18 protein-coding genes are annotated in these 15,455 nt (G+C 69.0%); 11 read left to right on the forward strand and 7 right to left on the reverse strand.

Annotation, left to right across the window (positions count from 1 at the left end):
- Nucleotides 1-127 precede the first annotated feature (127 nt).
- From rfbC to BU28_RS0109795, 5 genes are all read left to right on the forward strand, one after another.
- On the forward strand, nucleotides 128-709 hold the full coding sequence (rfbC, locus tag BU28_RS0109775) for a dTDP-4-dehydrorhamnose 3,5-epimerase (RefSeq protein WP_028719323.1): 582 nt from the start codon (nucleotides 128-130) through the stop codon (nucleotides 707-709).
- A complete protein-coding gene (rfbB, locus tag BU28_RS0109780) occupies nucleotides 706-1,743 on the forward strand; it encodes a dTDP-glucose 4,6-dehydratase (RefSeq protein ID WP_028719324.1) in 1,038 nt (345 codons plus the stop codon). The genes rfbC and rfbB overlap by 4 nt, the downstream gene beginning before the upstream one ends.
- Entirely contained in the window at nucleotides 1,740-2,591 is an 852-nt protein-coding gene (gene rfbD / locus BU28_RS0109785; protein ID WP_028719325.1) for a dTDP-4-dehydrorhamnose reductase, read from the forward strand. The genes rfbB and rfbD overlap by 4 nt, the downstream gene beginning before the upstream one ends.
- Nucleotides 2,588-3,478: a glucose-1-phosphate thymidylyltransferase RfbA gene (gene rfbA / locus BU28_RS0109790; RefSeq protein WP_028719326.1), complete on the forward strand. Its 891-nt coding sequence runs from the start codon at nucleotides 2,588-2,590 to the stop codon at nucleotides 3,476-3,478. The genes rfbD and rfbA overlap by 4 nt, the downstream gene beginning before the upstream one ends.
- A gap of 139 nt (nucleotides 3,479-3,617) precedes the next feature.
- Nucleotides 3,618-4,538, forward strand: a complete 921-nt coding sequence (locus tag BU28_RS0109795) for a glycosyltransferase (RefSeq protein WP_051578098.1) — start codon at nucleotides 3,618-3,620, stop codon at nucleotides 4,536-4,538.
- Between the two features lie 5 nt (nucleotides 4,539-4,543).
- Here BU28_RS0109795 and BU28_RS0109800 read toward each other — a convergent pair whose 3' ends face one another.
- Entirely contained in the window at nucleotides 4,544-5,017 is a 474-nt protein-coding gene (locus tag BU28_RS0109800) for an Lrp/AsnC family transcriptional regulator (protein WP_028719328.1), read from the reverse strand.
- A gap of 116 nt (nucleotides 5,018-5,133) precedes the next feature.
- On the opposite strand from BU28_RS0109800, the gene BU28_RS0109805 reads away from it, so the two are divergent.
- A complete protein-coding gene (locus BU28_RS0109805; protein WP_036762551.1) occupies nucleotides 5,134-5,364 on the forward strand; it encodes a hypothetical protein in 231 nt (76 codons plus the stop codon).
- Nucleotides 5,365-5,373: 9 nt separating this feature from the next.
- Here BU28_RS0109805 and BU28_RS0109810 read toward each other — a convergent pair whose 3' ends face one another.
- Nucleotides 5,374-6,507 (reverse strand): carboxylate-amine ligase, encoded by a 1,134-nt coding sequence (locus BU28_RS0109810; protein ID WP_028719330.1) that lies wholly within the window; start codon nucleotides 6,505-6,507, stop codon nucleotides 5,374-5,376.
- Nucleotides 6,508-6,643: 136 nt separating this feature from the next.
- On the opposite strand from BU28_RS0109810, the gene BU28_RS0109815 reads away from it, so the two are divergent.
- The 5 genes from BU28_RS0109815 to BU28_RS0109835 all read left to right on the forward strand — a co-directional run bounded on the left by BU28_RS0109815 (nucleotide 6,644) and on the right by BU28_RS0109835 (nucleotide 10,402).
- The gene (locus tag BU28_RS0109815) at nucleotides 6,644-6,874 is read left to right on the forward strand and encodes a hypothetical protein (RefSeq protein WP_028719331.1); all 231 of its coding nucleotides are present in this window, start codon (nucleotides 6,644-6,646) and stop codon (nucleotides 6,872-6,874) included.
- Nucleotides 6,875-7,155: 281 nt separating this feature from the next.
- Nucleotides 7,156-7,884 carry a glutathione S-transferase family protein gene (locus BU28_RS0109820; RefSeq protein WP_143809724.1) on the forward strand — a complete coding sequence of 243 codons (729 nt, stop codon included), beginning with the start codon at nucleotides 7,156-7,158 and terminating at the stop codon, nucleotides 7,882-7,884.
- Between the two features lie 7 nt (nucleotides 7,885-7,891).
- The gene (locus BU28_RS0109825; RefSeq protein WP_233144998.1) at nucleotides 7,892-8,836 is read left to right on the forward strand and encodes a serine O-acetyltransferase; all 945 of its coding nucleotides are present in this window, start codon (nucleotides 7,892-7,894) and stop codon (nucleotides 8,834-8,836) included.
- Between the two features lie 156 nt (nucleotides 8,837-8,992).
- A complete protein-coding gene (locus tag BU28_RS0109830; protein WP_028719334.1) occupies nucleotides 8,993-9,193 on the forward strand; it encodes a hypothetical protein in 201 nt (66 codons plus the stop codon).
- A gap of 24 nt (nucleotides 9,194-9,217) precedes the next feature.
- On the forward strand, nucleotides 9,218-10,402 hold the full coding sequence (locus tag BU28_RS0109835; RefSeq protein ID WP_028719335.1) for a glycosyltransferase family 25 protein: 1,185 nt from the start codon (nucleotides 9,218-9,220) through the stop codon (nucleotides 10,400-10,402).
- On the opposite strand, the gene BU28_RS0109840 is transcribed toward BU28_RS0109835, so the two are convergent.
- The 5 genes from BU28_RS0109840 to BU28_RS0109860 all read right to left on the reverse strand — a co-directional run bounded on the left by BU28_RS0109840 (nucleotide 10,399) and on the right by BU28_RS0109860 (nucleotide 15,449).
- Nucleotides 10,399-11,190: an ABC transporter permease gene (locus BU28_RS0109840; RefSeq protein ID WP_081791336.1), complete on the reverse strand. Its 792-nt coding sequence runs from the start codon at nucleotides 11,188-11,190 to the stop codon at nucleotides 10,399-10,401. The genes BU28_RS0109835 and BU28_RS0109840 overlap by 4 nt on opposite strands.
- The gene (locus BU28_RS0109845; RefSeq protein WP_028719337.1) at nucleotides 11,180-11,860 is read right to left on the reverse strand and encodes an ABC transporter ATP-binding protein; all 681 of its coding nucleotides are present in this window, start codon (nucleotides 11,858-11,860) and stop codon (nucleotides 11,180-11,182) included. The genes BU28_RS0109840 and BU28_RS0109845 overlap by 11 nt, the downstream gene beginning before the upstream one ends.
- Complete coding sequence (locus BU28_RS22555) at nucleotides 11,857-13,032, reverse strand: KpsE/RkpR family capsule polysaccharide export protein (protein ID WP_036762552.1); 1,176 nt, start codon at nucleotides 13,030-13,032, stop codon at nucleotides 11,857-11,859. Before BU28_RS22555 ends, BU28_RS0109845 begins: the two co-directional genes overlap by 4 nt.
- Nucleotides 13,029-14,873 (reverse strand): polysaccharide pyruvyl transferase family protein, encoded by a 1,845-nt coding sequence (locus BU28_RS22560; protein WP_051578102.1) that lies wholly within the window; start codon nucleotides 14,871-14,873, stop codon nucleotides 13,029-13,031. Before BU28_RS22560 ends, BU28_RS22555 begins: the two co-directional genes overlap by 4 nt.
- 132 nt (nucleotides 14,874-15,005) lie before the next feature.
- Nucleotides 15,006-15,449 carry a DUF421 domain-containing protein gene (locus BU28_RS0109860; protein ID WP_028719338.1) on the reverse strand — a complete coding sequence of 148 codons (444 nt, stop codon included), beginning with the start codon at nucleotides 15,447-15,449 and terminating at the stop codon, nucleotides 15,006-15,008.
- Nucleotides 15,450-15,455: the final 6 nt, after the last annotated feature.

Consider the following 15,455-nt stretch of genomic DNA (forward strand, 5'->3'; position numbering starts at 1 on the left):
CGACCCTACAACCAAGCGAAATCCTCAACAATTCAACTTTGCATTTGCGCGATTAGTTTTCGCTGCCATCTTGCCCCGGCGCATGGGGTTTGCGATAGGGTTTGCGGGTTTTCAGAGGCGTTGACCGATGCAGATTGAGAAGACCGCTTTGCCAGGCGTGCTGATCCTTGTCCCGCCGCGGCACGGTGATTCGCGCGGTTTCTTCGCGGAAAGCTGGAACCGGCGGACGCTGCGCGAGGCCGGGCTGGACCTGCCCGAATTCGTGCAGGACAACCACTCGCTGTCGGCGGCCGCGGGCACGCTGCGGGGCCTGCATTTCCAGGCGCCGCCCCATGCCCAGGGCAAGCTGGTGCGCTGCGGGCGCGGCCGGCTGCTGGATGTCGCCGTGGACGTGCGCCGGGGCAGCCCGTCCTATGGCCGCTGGGTGGCCGAGGAGCTGTCCTTCGAGAACGGCCGCCAGCTGTGGATCCCGGCCGGGTTCCTGCACGGCTTCGTCACGCGCGAGCCCGACACCGAGATCTGCTACAAATGCACCGACCATTACGCGCCGGACTGCGACGGCGGGGTCGCCTGGGACAGTGTCGGCATCGACTGGGGCCTGGACGGCGCGCCGGTGCTGAGCGCCAAGGACGCGGCCGCGCCCGCGCTGGCCGATTTCGACAGCCCCTTTTCCTATGACGGACCCTTCGACTACGAGGCCAAACTATGAAGATCCTGGTCACCGGCGGGGCCGGGTTCATCGGCTCGGCCGTGGTGCGGCTGGCGGTCCGGCGCGGGCATCAGGTGGTGAACCTGGACGCGCTGACCTATGCCGCGAATCTGGAAAACGTGGCCCCGGTGTCGAACAGCCCGCTTTACGCCTTCGAACAGGCCGATCTGCGCGACCGCGCGGCGCTGGACCGGGTGCTGGCAGACCACAAGCCCGACGCCATCATGCACCTGGCGGCGGAAAGCCATGTCGACCGCTCGATCGACGGGCCGGGCGATTTCATCGAGACGAACATCACCGGCACCTACAACCTGCTCGAGGCCGCGCGGGCCTATTGGGTCGGGCAGGGCCGGCCCGAGGGGTTCCGCTTTCACCACATCTCGACCGACGAGGTGTTCGGGTCCCTGGGCGAGACCGGGCAGTTCACCGAGGATACGCCCTATGATCCGCGCAGCCCCTATTCGGCCAGCAAGGCCGCGTCCGACCATCTGGTCCGCGCCTGGCACGAGACCTATGGCCTGCCGGTGGTGCTGACGAACTGTTCCAACAATTACGGGCCGTTCCATTTCCCGGAAAAGCTGGTGCCGGTGGTGATCCTGAACGCGCTGCACGGCCGGCCGATCCCGGTCTATGGCGACGGCGGCAATGTCCGCGACTGGCTGTATGTCGAGGATCATGCCGACGCGCTGCTGCTGGTCCTGGACAAGGGCGAACTGGGCCGCAGCTACAACATCGGCGGCGAGAACGAGGCCAGGAACATCGACCTGGTGCGCACGATCTGCGCGCATATGGACCGGCTGCGGCCCGACGCCGCGCCGCACGACCGGCTGATCACCTTTGTCACGGACCGCCCCGGCCACGACCGCCGCTATGCCATCGACCCGACCCGCATCCGCGAGGAACTGGGCTGGCGCCCTTCGGTCACGGTCGAGGAGGGGCTGGCGAAAACCGTCGAATGGTACCTTGAGAACGAGGACTGGTGGCGCCCGCTGCTGACCCGGCAGGGCGTGGGCCAGCGGCTGGGCACGGCATGAGTGGGCTTCTGGTCTTTGGCCGTTCGGGGCAGGTCGCGACGGAACTGGCGCGGCTGGCGCCCGAGGCGACCTTCCTGGACCGCGCCCGGGCGGACCTGTCCGACCCCGAGGCCTGCGCCGCCACGATCCGGGAGCTGCTGCCCGCGGGCATCATCAACGCCGCCGCCTATACCGCCGTCGACCGGGCCGAGTCGGAACCGGACCTGGCGCGCGCCGTCAATGCCGAGGCCCCGGCCGCCATGGCGCGGGCGGCGGCCGAACTGGGTGTGCCCTTTGTCCATGTCTCGACCGACTACGTCTTTGACGGCTCGGGCGACCGGCCCTGGCGGGAATCCGATCCGACCGGGCCCCTGGGCGTCTATGGCGCGACCAAGCTTGCCGGAGAACAGGGAATTGCCGCGGCGGGCGGGCAATGGGCGGTCATGCGCACCTCATGGGTGTTTTCGGCGCATGGGGCGAATTTCGTCAAGACCATGCTGCGGCTGGGGGCCGAGCGCGAGGTGCTGCGCGTGGTCGCCGACCAGCACGGCGGTCCGACGCCCGCCGCCGACATCGCGCGCGACTGCCTGACCATGCTGGGCGCGATGCAGGCGGACCGCGCCCGGGGCGGGGTCTATCACATGGCCGGCGCGCCCGACACGACCTGGGCGGATTTCGCCCGCGCCATCATGGAACAGGGCCGGCTGTCCTGCCGGATCGAGGATATCGCCAGCAGCGACTATCCGACCCCGGCGCGGCGGCCCGGCAATTCGCGGCTGGATTGCAGTGCGATCGAACGCGATTTCGGCATCCTGCGCCCCGACTGGCGCGTGGGACTGGCACAAGTCATTACGGAGCTTCAGGCATGACCACGGGAACCGCACGCAAGGGGATCATTCTGGCCGGCGGCTCTGGCACGCGGCTTTATCCCATCACCATGGGCGTGTCGAAACAGCTTCTGCCGGTCTATGACAAGCCGATGATCTATTACCCGATCTCGGTCCTGATGCTGGCCGGCATCCGCGAGATCGCGGTCATCACCACGCCCGAGGACCAGGGCCAGTTCCAGCGCCTGATGGGGGACGGCAGCCAATGGGGCCTGCAATTCGAATACATCGTCCAGCCCTCGCCCGACGGGCTGGCGCAGGCCTATATCCTGGCCGAGGATTTCCTGGCCGGCGCGGCCTCGGCCATGGTCCTGGGCGACAACATCTTTTTCGGCCACGGCCTGCCCCAGCTGCTGAACGCGGCGGATGCGCGCGCCTCGGGCGGCACGGTCTTCGGCTATCGCGTCCACGACCCGGAGCGCTATGGCGTGGTCGGGTTCGACGAGGCGGGCAACGTGCGCGAGATCATCGAGAAGCCGCCGGTGCCGCCGTCGGACTATGCGGTGACGGGCCTGTATTTCCTGGACGGCACGGCGCCGGCCCGCGCGCGGGCGGTCAAGCCCTCGGCCCGCGGCGAGATCGAGATCACCACGCTTCTGGAAAGCTATCTGCACGAAGGCAGCCTGACCGTCGAACGCATGGGCCGGGGCTTTGCCTGGCTGGACACCGGCACCCACGGCAGCCTGCTGGACGCCGGCAATTTCGTGCGCACGCTGGAGCAGCGCCAGGGCCTGCAGACCGGCTGCCCCGAGGAGATCGCCTTCGCCCAGGGCTGGATCGACGCCGAGGCGCTGCGCGCCCAAGGCGCCCGCTTTGCCAAGAACGACTACGGCAAGTATCTGGCCCGGCTGGCCCGGGAAAGCGCCTGAAAAGCCAGCGGCGGGCCCGTTCGGCTGGGAACCGCGCATCGGCCTGCGCGAGGGGATTGCGGAAATGGTGGCCCAGTTGCCAAGCAGTCGGGACGGAAATTTCACGAGCTGATTGCCCGCTGATGCGCAAGGTTTGCCAGTGACCACGGTTCTGATCCTGATGGCGACGCACAACGGCGGCAGCTTTCTGGCCGAGCAGCTGGACAGCATCGCGGCGCAAAGCCATGCGGACTGGCGGCTGATGGTGTCGGACGATGCGTCGTCGGACAACACGCCTGCGGTCTTGCAGGCGTTTCGCGACGCGCGCCCGGCGGGACAGGTCACGCTGGTGTCGGGTCCGGGACGGGGGGCGGCCGCCAATTTCCGCAGCCTGATCCGGCAGGCGCGGCTTTCGGGCGAATGCCTGGCCTTCTGCGACCAGGACGATGTCTGGCACCCCGAGCATCTGGCGCGCGGCCTTGAGGCGCTGGCGGGCATCGCCAATCCCCTGGCGCTTTATGGCAGCCGGGTGCAGGTTTGCGACGCCGGCCTCAATCCGGTCGGCCTGTCGCCGCTGCCGTCGCGGCCGCTGTGCTTTCGCAATGCGCTGGTCCAGAACGTGATCAGCGGGAACACCCAGATCATGAGCCCTGCCGCCGCCGCGCTGCTGCAGGCGGCCGAGCGGGACGGCGGGCCGATGATCGTCCATGACTGGTGGGCCTATCAGATCATCACCGGCGCGGGCGGGCAGGCGGTCATGGACCCCCGGCCCGGCCTGCTTTATCGCCAGCATGGAGCCAATGTGATCGGCGCGAACCGCGGCCTGCGCAGCCTGCACCGCCGCCTGGGCCGCTATCTGGCGGGCACGCACGGACGCTGGGCGCGGCAGAACTGCGCGGGGCTCGCGACCTCGCAAGCCCGCTTCACGCCGGAAAACCGCAGGCGGCTGCAGGATTTCGCGGCCGCCCTGCGCCAGCCGCTGCCGATGCGGCTGGGGGGCATGCTGCGCTCGGGCGTGTATCACCAGCGCAACCGCGAGCGGGCGGGGTTCTGGCTGTCGGTCCTGCTGGGCACATACTGATCCCATCAGCGTCGGCGCGTGTCCACCGGATAGGCGGTGGTAAAGCGGATCCGCTCCATCGAGAAATGCGAGGTCACGTTCTTGATGGGTACCGCGTCCGTCAGGCGCTTGTAGAACTGGTCGAACGCCTCCATGTCGGGCACGGCCACCAGCAGCAGGTAGTCCATATGCCCGGCCATGCGGTGGCACTGCATGATTTCCGGCATGGCGTCCACGGCGGCGGTAAAGTCGCGGCGCCATTCGGCGGAGTGATTCGGCGCCTCGATTTCCACGAAGACGATGATGCCGAAGCCCAGCTGCGCCGGATCGGCCAAGGCGACGCGTCCGGTCAGGACCCCGTTGGCCTCGAGCTTCTGGATGCGCTTCCAGCACGGGGTCTGCGAAAGCCCCACCTTCTCGGCGATCTGGGCAATCGGAAGGGTTGCGTCGCGCATCAGTTCCGCGACGATCTTGCGGTCGATCAGGTCAAGGTCGGACATCTCGCTGCCTTGGCAAAGGAATGGTCTTTTCTTTTTGTCGCGCAAATAAACAGTATTGTCTAGCGTGTAACTCGTGTATTATCGTCCCATACCACGGGACAGCCGACGGAGCCGAGATGAGCCAGGAAAACACCGCCTTGGAGCACGACGACGGGCCTATGTTCGCGGTCCGGCTGATCGACCGCCGCACCGGCGAGGTGCCGCGCGTGAACGGCAATCCGCTGAGCCTGCTGACCCGGTCGCCCCGGCGCGCGGTGGCGGAGTTGCTGCGCGGGCGCAGCGGCCCGCACTGGCAGACCCAGGTCGAGCCGCTGGAACAGGCCCCGCGTCCCCGGCGCCCGCGTTAGGGGTCCCGCCTAGTCGAGATCCAGGCGAAACTCCTCGATCAGGTGCATGACGACGGCGCGCAGCGCCTCGTCGCGCGAGGCGCCGGCGGCCAGCGCCGCGGCATGGACCCGGCGCTGGCGCTGGGTCGAATTGCCCTCGGCCAGGATGCCGCGCAGGCGGGCGGTGGCGGGCTGGCTGTCCAGCGCATCCGCGTCCTCGGAAATCAGCGCGAGCCATTCCTCGGCCGCCTCGGTCTGGGGCCGGATCGTGCGGTGGCCAAAGTCGATCAACCCTTCGGTTACGCCATAGCGGGCGGCGCGCCAGCGGTTTTCGGCCAGCAGGAAGTTGTCGTATTGCCGCCAGCGGATGTTGCGCCGCGCCAGGCGCCACAGCATCCGCAGCGTCGCCTGGATCAGGGCGGCCATGGTCAGCGCGTCGCGCAGGCGCGGGCAGGCGTCGCAGATCCGGGTTTCCAGCGTCGGGAATTTCGACGACGGGCGCAGGTCCCACCAGATCTTGCTGCTGTCCTCGATGATGTCCAGATCGATCAGGGCGCCGACCATGCGGTCGTATTCCTCCCATCCCGTCAACTGGGGCGGCAGGCCGGTGCGGGGATAGCCGCCAAAGACCGTCGTGCGATACGAGGCCATGCCGCTGTCCTGCCCCTGCCAGAACGGGCTTGATGCCGAAAGGGCCAGCAGATGGGGCAGGAAATAGGTCATCTGGTTCATCAGGTCGATGCGCAAGGCCTGGTCGGGAATGCCGACATGGACATGCATGCCGCAGATCAGCATGCGCCGGGCCATGCCCGCCATTTCCTGTGACAGCTGGTTGTAGCGGTCCTTGTCGGTATGGACCTGGTCGCGCCAGTCCGCCGCCGGGTGGCAGCCGGCCGAGATCGGCGCCAGCCCGAATTCCGCCGCATGATCCGCGATCGAGCGGCGCAGCCGCGCCAGGTGATCGCGCGCCTCGGCGATATTGGCGGAGACGGGGGTGCCGATCTCGATCTGACAGCGCAGGTATTCGGGGCTGACCTGATCCTTGAGATCCTGCTTGCAGGCGGCCATCAGCGCATCCGGGGCCGAGGCCAGGGCGCCGGTTTCGGCATCGACCAGCAGATATTCCTCTTCGATCCCAAGCGAAAACGGTATGTCGTCGTCCATCGGTCTGCCTTTCTGCATGTCGCGGGGGAAACCCGCGGGCGGGCCGCGCCGTTCCGCACGGCGAATTGGTGCGGCTCTGCGTCGAACGGGACCGGCTGGCCGCCGTGCCGCAGCAATCGCGCCCGTCCCTGTGTCGATGGACGACCTGCCCGCCCTCCTGTGGCCGGAAAGGGGCCGCTACGGGCTGAAGCATTTGCGAAAAGGCCTTTTGCGCGGATCCGGTGGCCGACATCCATGGCAGGCGCGGCACCGACCGGGCGCGGGGCTGCTGCTGGTTTGTCCCAAGCAGTCTGTCGCCCAGGTCCTGCCGCTGAAGGTCCGCGCCGCGCTGTCGGATTGCGACGCGGGGGTGATGCGCGTGGTTTGACCCTTGAGTCGGTCCCGTCGGCGTGCAGGCCGACATCCTGTCGGATCTGACCGACTCCGAGCGCGATCTTTACCGAACTGCCGTGGAAATCGGCCGGGGCTGGCAATGACAAAAGCCGCGCCCCGCCGCGACCGGGCGCGCGGCGGGGGCGAGTCCTGAGCGAGAAAGCCGTCTGGTTTCATCACGCTACGCCCGGGAAAGCCCTCCGAAAAACACGTCTTGCTTTATCGTGTTTTTGTGCCACTCTGGCCCCGTATCGCGGCGAAGAGGAGGCAGAGCCGATGCAGCGACAGTTTCCCCGGTTGCGCGTCACGGGTCCGCAGGATTGCGCGGTGGCGCAAGGCGCCCGGCTTGCCCTGGCCCTGCGCGGCTGGCCGACCGGCGCCGCCGGGCAGGCCCAGGCCACGCGCCTGCTGGTCGAAACCCAGCCCGACGTGATCCTGACGATCGAGGACCCCGCTGCGATGATCGAGTTGATCGAGGATCTGCACCCCGGCCATCCCCTGCACCCCTGCGACCCCGCCGCCCGGGCGCGGCACCGCGAGTTGATCGCGCTGGTGGGCGCGGCGCGGGCCGAGTTGGGGCGGGTGACGGCGGCGCGGAACCTGCGCGATCTCGACATCGCGGTCTTTGCGCTGCGCGAGACGCTGGCGCGGCTGGACCGGGGGATCGCGGGCGAGACCGGGGCCGCGCTGACCAACCTCGATCTGGTGCTGGCGCCGGTGCTGTGGCGCGCGGCGATCCTGGACCGGCGCTTCGGCCTGCATCTGGGCGACGGGCTGGCCGCCTGCCGGACGCGCATCGCGCAGGCCTATGGGCAGCCGCCGGTGCGGGCGATGCTGGACCGCGCGGCGGGGCGGCGCTTTCTGGACGGGTTGGGCCCGCGGGCGGCGCTGTTCGATCTGGCGGGGGCCGCGGCGGAATGGCAGCGCGCCTTTGCCGACCTGCGCGCGCGCGTCCTGCCCTTTGCCCCGCCGGCCCCGCCCGCCCGCGCCGGGCGGCGCGGCTGAGCCGCCCTTGGCACGACAGCCGCCGATGGACGGCCTGCCCCCGCGCGACGCACCCGAGGACCTGGACCTGGGCCAGGTTGCCGAACAGCTGCGCCTGCTGCGGCTGGTGTCCCAGCAGCGCCGCTATGCGGGGCGCCCGGTCCCGCGCCTGCCGGTCCGGGCCGAGATCACCGACCTGCTGGCCGGCCTGATCGCGGCGCTTTACCCGCGCCACTACGGCCCCTCGGGACTGCCGCCCGATCGCACCGACGGCTATGTGGTGGCCTTGCTGCCGGCGCTGCGCGAACGCTTGGCCCGGCAGGTCGAACTGGAGTTCCTGCTGGCCATCGATGCCGAGCCCGCCGACTGCCATGACCGCGCGCGCCAGACAGCCGACCGGGTGATGGGCGCCCTGCCGCGCATCCGCGACCTGCACGACACCGACATCGCTGCCGCCTATGTCGGCGATCCCTCGGCCAAAAGCCTGGACGAGATCGTGTTCTGCTATCCCGGGGTCGCCGCCGCCTTGCGGCACCGCATCGCGCACGAACTGTACGGAGCCGGGGCGACCATGATCGCCCGCATCATGGCCGAGCATTCCCATTCCGTGACCGGCATCGACATCCATCCCGGCGCGCGGATCGGTCCCGCCTGCTTCATCGACCATGGCACCGGGGTCGTCATCGGGGAAACGGCGGTGATCGGGCGGAACGTGCGGCTTTACCAGCAGGTGACCCTGGGTGCGAAGCGCTTCGAGGAGGCGGGCGACGGCTCGCTGGTCAAGGGCCAGCCGCGCCATCCGGTGATCGGCGACGATGTGGTGATCTATGCGGGCGCGACGATCCTGGGCCGCATCACCATCGGCCGGGGCGCGGTGATCGGGGGCGGGGTCTGGCTGACCCAGTCGGTCGCGCCGGGAACCGTGGTGACGCAGGCGCGCCCCAAGCTGGACAGCCTGCCCGCGCCGGACTGACGGGGCGGGCGATAGAACGGGCCTTCTCAACCCCGTTCCAAAAGGCAAGGGAACTGCTGTCGCGGCGCGCGATATAAAACGACCTTATCTATCGTGATTTGGCGGCGGCTGATAGGATTTCCTGATCCGAACCCTTCGACCAGGAAAGGCAAGACCATGATCCGCGCCCTTTTCAGCCCGCTGCGCCTTGCCCCCCTGCCGTCGCGGCAGGCCGGAGCCCCGAAACCCCGCGAAGGGATGCCCTCGGGCCTGTGGACCCCGGCCGAGGCGCGCCCCGCCCTTTGGCCCGAGGCCGGGCTGCTTGCCGACCGCCACCGCCCGCTTCCCCGCCACGCCGAACGCCGCCATTGGCTGTAGGCCCGCACAGGAAAGGTTTCGACGATGAACCGCATTTCCGAAATCCTGCATGACGAGGGCCTGGCCGGGATCTATTCGCGGCTGCGCTATCCCAAGGGCCGCACGGCGACGCATGACCTGCCCCCCATCGCGGCACGGGTGCAGGTGATCGGCGGCGACGCGACGCTGGCCGCCAGCCTGCGGCAGATGCTGCGCATGGCCGGTCGGCCCACCCTGCCCGAAGGCGCGGCGCCGGGCACGACGCGGTTCCACATCGACCCCGATTTCACCGCCGCAAGCCGGCATGACGAACGCGACGTGCTGATCCTGACCTCGCGCACGCGGGCGGATCTGGCGCAGGTGATCCTGCACGGCCGGGGCTGCCACGCGCTGATCGACACGGTGCCGGCGCGGCTGGATGCGCTGATCGCCTCGGGCCTGCCGGCCGAGCGGCTGTTCCTGGCGGCCGAGGATGTCACCGGCTTTCGCCGCGGCCTGTTCCGCTTTCTGGTGGCGGGTCGGGCGGTCGACCCCGATGCCATCGACTGGCGCAGCGTGATGCCGGAAATCGCCCCGGCGACGGTGCCGCGCCTGTGCCTTGGCCTGCCCGAGACGCCGGCCCGGCGCGCCTCGTTCCAGCGCCAGCCGGTGCAGGGGTTCCGCGTCTTCGACGGGCTGCGCTATGATCCCGGCTGGATCGGCGCGGCGCTGAGCTTTCGCACCATGGCGCGGGCCTGCCTGGACGCCGGCGCGCCCTGGGCCATCTTTTGCGAGGACGACATGCTGGCCGCCCCGGAGTTCGAGGCCCGGCTGCAAGTCGTGCAGGATTATCTGCGCGGGGTCGAATGGGACGTGTTCTCGGGGCTCTCGACGCATGTGCGCGACGACTATGCCCTGCAAGGCGTGGCGCGGTTCGGGGGCGAGACCTTCCTGCACCTGGACCGCACGGCGGGGATGGTCTTCAACATCTTCAACCGCCGCGCGCTGGAATGGCTGGCGGACTGGCGCATGGACGACCACGGCGCCCGGCGCGTGACCATCGACCGCCACCTTGAGGCGATGCCCGGGATGCGGGTCGTGACCACGCGCGATTTCCTGGTCGATCACAGCGACCTCTTGTCCTCGACGGCCTGGGGGTTCAGCAACCGGCGCTATCGGTCGCTGATCGCGGCCAGCCAGCGGCGGTTGCAGGCCAAGGCGATGCAGGCGCCGGAGGGCGCCATCGCCTAGCGCAGCGCCAGGTCGCGGTGCCAGCGGTAAAGCAGCGCCAGACCGACCTGGAACAGCACCGCCGCGACCAGCGCGACATAGACCGGCTGGACATATTCCGCGCGGTAGGTCGCATAGACCCCCGCGCGGTTCATGCCGATGATGTGGACGATGGGGTTGAACCACAGCACGTTCGCAAAGCTCTGCGGCAGCGCGTCGAACGGGATGAAGACGCAGGACAGCAGGAACAGCGGCCGCGTCGCGATGGACCAGACATTCGCCCACAGGGGAAAGCGCCGCATCAGGAAGCAGTTGGTGCAGCCGAGCCCCAGGCCAAGCCCCGCCGCCATGCAGAAGGCCGCGACGATGCGGGGCAGGTCCAGGATCGGCTCGACATTGTCGTAAAGGATGATGCCGGTCAGCACGATGGCAAAGACCAGCGCATGGACGACGCAGGCCAGCACGAAGCGCGCCGCGATGGCATCGACGAAGGTGACGCCGGGATAGAACAGCAGCTGCCTGGAAAAGCTCAGCGACTGGGCGATCTTGCGGCTGATGTCGAGCACCATCAGGAACGGCAGCAGGCCCGTCGCATAGAACAGCGCAAAGCTGGACCCCATTGGCGGCACCCGCACCGCCAGCGAAAAGATCAGCGTCAGCAGCGCGATGCCGCCCACCGGCTCCAGCACCGTCCACAGGAAACCGCCGGGCGAGCGGCCATAGGTGGTCGCCATCTCGCGAAAGACCAGCGCGGTGACGGTGCGCAGGCCGGGCGTACGGCCCAGGGGGTGGCGGCGTTCAGTCGTCATCGTCGTCCCCGGGCGCGGTGCCCATGTTGGCCTGGTGGACGGCGATGGCCTCGTTCACGTCGCTGTAATAGGTCAGCCGCCCCCGGTGCAGCACCGCGGCCGAGGTGCACAGCGCCCGCACCATGCTCATGGAATGGGAGACCATGATGGCGCCGCTGTTCAGCAGGCGGTTGCGGAAGTAGGCCTTGCTTTTTTCCCGGAAATAGCCGTCGCCGACGCTGGTCACCTCGTCCACCAGATAGGTGTCGAAATGGATGCCCATCGAGACGCCGAAGGCCAGCCGCGACCGCATCCCCGAGGAATAGTTGCGAAACGGCAGGTGCAGGTGGTGGCCCAGGTCGGAAAACCCGGCGACGAAATCCAAAAGCGCCTCGGCATCCACGTCATAGACGCGGGCGATGAAGCGGGTGTTCTGCGCCCCGGTCAGGTCGGGATGGAAGCTGCCCGAAAAGCCCACCGGCCAGGACACGCTGCCGGTGGTGGCGACCCGGCCCCGGTCGGGGCGCACCACGCCGGCGATCATCCGCAGCAGGGTGGACTTGCCCGCGCCGTTGTGGCCCAGCAGCGCGATGGATTCCCGGCTGGGAAAGGTCACGGTCACGTCGCGCGCGACGATCGTGGTGCGGCCCTTGACCGTGAAGCTTTTCGACAGGCTCTCAAGCCGGATCATGCCGTCCGGTCCCGGTTGCTGAGCGCGATCAGCACGGCGCTGAGCCAGGCGATGAAGATGAAGCAGGCCGCGAGTCCGATGATCATGGCACGCCGCGGCCGGGTCGCGGTCTGCGGCAGGCCGGGCTGCACAAAGGTCGCAAGATAGCGGTTGTCCTGTTCGGCCTTCGAGCGCGCCGCCTCGACCCCCGCCAGCGCCAGGCTGTAGCTTTTCTCGGCCAGTTCCAGGTCCAGTTGCAGCTTGGTATAGCCGTCCAGCACCGCGCTGAAGCTGACGTCGCCCTTGGCGCCGGCGACATAGCCCTGGCGTTCCTCCTCGATCCGTCGGCGCAGCACGTCCACGCGCTTTTGCGCCTGGGTCAGGCGCACGTCGGCGGTGCCCTGTTCGCGCATGGTTTCCAGTTGCAGGATCGCCTCGGTCAGGTCCTGCGACAGGCTGGCCATCACCGCCGAGTTGATGTTGACGGCGGCCTGGGCGTCGATCAGCCGGTTTTCGTCGCGAAAGCGGGCGATGGCCAGGCGGGCCCGGGTCAGGCGCTGCTCCATCTGGGCCAGGTCGCGTTCGGCGTGCCGCAGGCTGTTTTCGCGCGCCTCGTCCGAGACGGTGTTGACCAGACGCCCCGCCGCCTGGTGGATGGCTTGCGCGATGCGCTGCGCATCGGCGGCGGCGAAGGCCCGCGCCTCGATCCCGATCATGCCGGTGGCGCTGTCCACGCTGATCGTGACCATGCGCCGCCAATAGGCGACCAGATCCTCAAGCGTGGCGCCGTCCTTCAGCGCAAAGACCGGATCGCCCGGCCGCGCAAAGATCGCGCGCAGGTCCAGCTCTGCGTCGATCATGCGCACGAAGCCGGGGCTGCGCAGATATTCGTAGAGCATCTTGGCGTCGGTCGTGGTGTTGCCGACCGAGGACAGGCCCAGACCCGCCAGCATGCCCATGTTCGGCGATTCGTCGTCGCGCACCACGAACGAGACTTCGGACACATACTGGTCGCGCGCGACCGCCACCATGTAGACCCCGACCAGCAGCGTCGGCAGCAGGAACCCCAGCAGGAAGCTGGCCAGCACCAGGCTGTGCCCGCGCGTCCAGCGCGCCCGCGCGACCGGGGGCGGGATGCGCGGATTGGCCGAGCGGACCCGCGCGGGCGGGGCTGGCGCCTCGAGGTCCTTCACGATGCCGCCGCGACCCTGCCGCGCCCCCGGCCCCCGACCCGTTCCTGCGCGCGGTCGAAGGCAGCGGCGGCATCGGCCAGGGCAGAGGCCACGTCGTCGACGATGCCCTGCGGCACGCGGTCGTGTTCCACCAGATCCTCAAGCCGGCGATGCCGCAGGTCCAGGCCCACCGGCACCGGAAGGTGTTCGGGGACCAGCGCCCCGGCGGCATAGTCGCGATACTTGATGCGGTCGCCGTGGACCGCGTCCTCGTGCCCTTCAAAGGTGATCAGCCCGACCGGAATCCCATAGGCCTGGCAGGTGATGTGGACATGCATGGCGCTGGTCAGAACTGCGTCATAGCCGGCCAGGCGCTGGATCAGGTCCAGGATCTCGGCCCGGCCGGCGCGCAGGATCGACAGCTCGTCCACCGGCTCGGGCAGGCGCAGCGGGATCGAGCGGTGGGCGAAATGGCGCACCAGCGCCAGCCGCCCGTTGGTCGAGGCCGGGCGCGGAACCGGAAACAGCCGAGGCAGCACCACCGCCGGGTCGCCGAAGCGTTCGATCCGGGGCCCGCCGGCCAGTGCCACCGCCTGCGCGGTATGCGGCCCCCGGACCGAGATGTATTGCGCATCGGGCGGAAGCGCCGTGTCGGCGCGGCTGATGCCGGTGCCCACGACGATGGTCGATCCCTGTGCGAACCGCCCGACCGAGCCGACGGCCATCAGATGGGGCGCCGCGCCGGGTTCGTCGTGGCGCTGGTGGACGACGGGCCGACCGGTCGCCGTGGCCAGGATCAGGGGCGACAGCCAGTCGCCATAGTTGCCGGGATAGGGCTTGTCCCACCAGTGCAGCCGCAGCGGCGCGCCCGGGCCGGCGCCATAGTCCAGGAAGGCCTGCGCCGCCCCGATCACCGCCTGGTCCGCTGGCCCGAGCAGGCGGCGCGCGCTGGCGGCCGCGATGCGCGTCCGGACCTGGGCGGCGTCGCCTTCGCGCGCGTCATGGATGATGCGGTAGATGCTGCCCGCGGACAGGCCCTGCGGCCGGGGCTGGCTGGGCGAGAGGTATTCGGTAAAGCCGATCCGGTCCGACAGCCGGCGCAGCGGCACCGAAAGCCCGTCGGGCAGGGCGCCCTGCACCTGCCTGGCCGTTTCCAGGGCCAGCGCGCGCATTCCGCGCGACCGCGCCTGCCGGGCGGGCGTCGCGCGTGCGCCCGGCTGCCGGCTGTGCTGCGCGGCCTTGCCCTTGAAGGCCGCCACATTGCCGCTGGCGCCGAAGCAGAAGAACGGCCGCTGCCCCGCCTCGGCCGCGCGTCCGACCACCATGGTCGCGGGGATCATCTGAAAGCTCAGCCGGTCGGCGTTCTTGCGCCAGGCTTCCTCGAAGAAATAATCGTCAGTCGCGCGCAGGGAGATGCTTTCGCAGGCCAGGTTGGCGTCGTGGATATAGGCGCGCGCGGCGGGCGTCGCGTTGATCCCCCAGAAGCACGGTTCCCAGAACCGGGCGCTGTTGGCATAGCCGATCCGCATGGGATGGCCGAAGCCGCGCTGAAAGCCGATGATGTCGGCCGAAAAGCCCGCGACGAAGCCGGGCAGATAGTCGATATCGCAGTCCACGTCGATCCAGAACACGCGGCTGCCGGGATTGTCCTGGCAGACCCCGTGCAGGAAGGGGATCTTGCGGCGGCAGATCTCCAGCCACTCCTCGCCCTCGGCCTTTTCGACGCGGGCGATGTGGTGGCGGATGCCCAGCCGGTCCAGCGATTGGCGCAGCCGGTCGGCCGCCCCCGCATAATAGTCGTCCGGCGTGTGGAACGAGCAGAACAGGACATCCGTCCCGGTGGTTTCCTGATGATCGCGCAACTGGCGTGCTCCTGCCCGGATGGTCTTCAGGGCAGACTATCCCCCCAAGCCGGGGCGGCGGGCCATTCCAAACTGGCGCCTCGCGGGGGAAGGGCTGCGCTGCGCCACCCCCGCGAAAGGGAAGCAGATTCCCTATTCGCGGGGAATGATGCTGATGGCGCCGCTGACCTCAAGTACCGCGGCCTCGATCTGGTCCAGCCGGGCCAGTCCATGCGTGATGCGCCCCGCCTCGAGGATGTCGCCCAGGCTGACGCGCGCCCGGCGCAGCGCCTCGTGGTCGATCCGCCCCTTGGAGATCAGCACTGTCGGATTGCCGTCCAGCCACAGCCCCAGCCGGCGCGACCGCATCTTGGCCAGCGACAGCGCCACGTCGGTGGCAAACAGCGTCACGATCAGCAAGAAGGCGTTTATCAGCGAAAAGTCGTCGCCCAGCAGCGCCTGCTGCGTGGTCTCGGCGATGATGAGCAGCAGGACGAAGTCAAAGGGGGTCATCTGCGCCATGGTGCGCCGGCCCGTCAGGCGGGTCAGGACCATCAGGATCAGATAGATGGCGACGCCTCGGATGACAGAGTCCATGACCGG

This window comes from Paracoccus yeei ATCC BAA-599 (assembly GCF_000622145.1).
GTDB classification, from domain to species: Bacteria; Pseudomonadota; Alphaproteobacteria; order Rhodobacterales; family Rhodobacteraceae; genus Paracoccus; species Paracoccus yeei.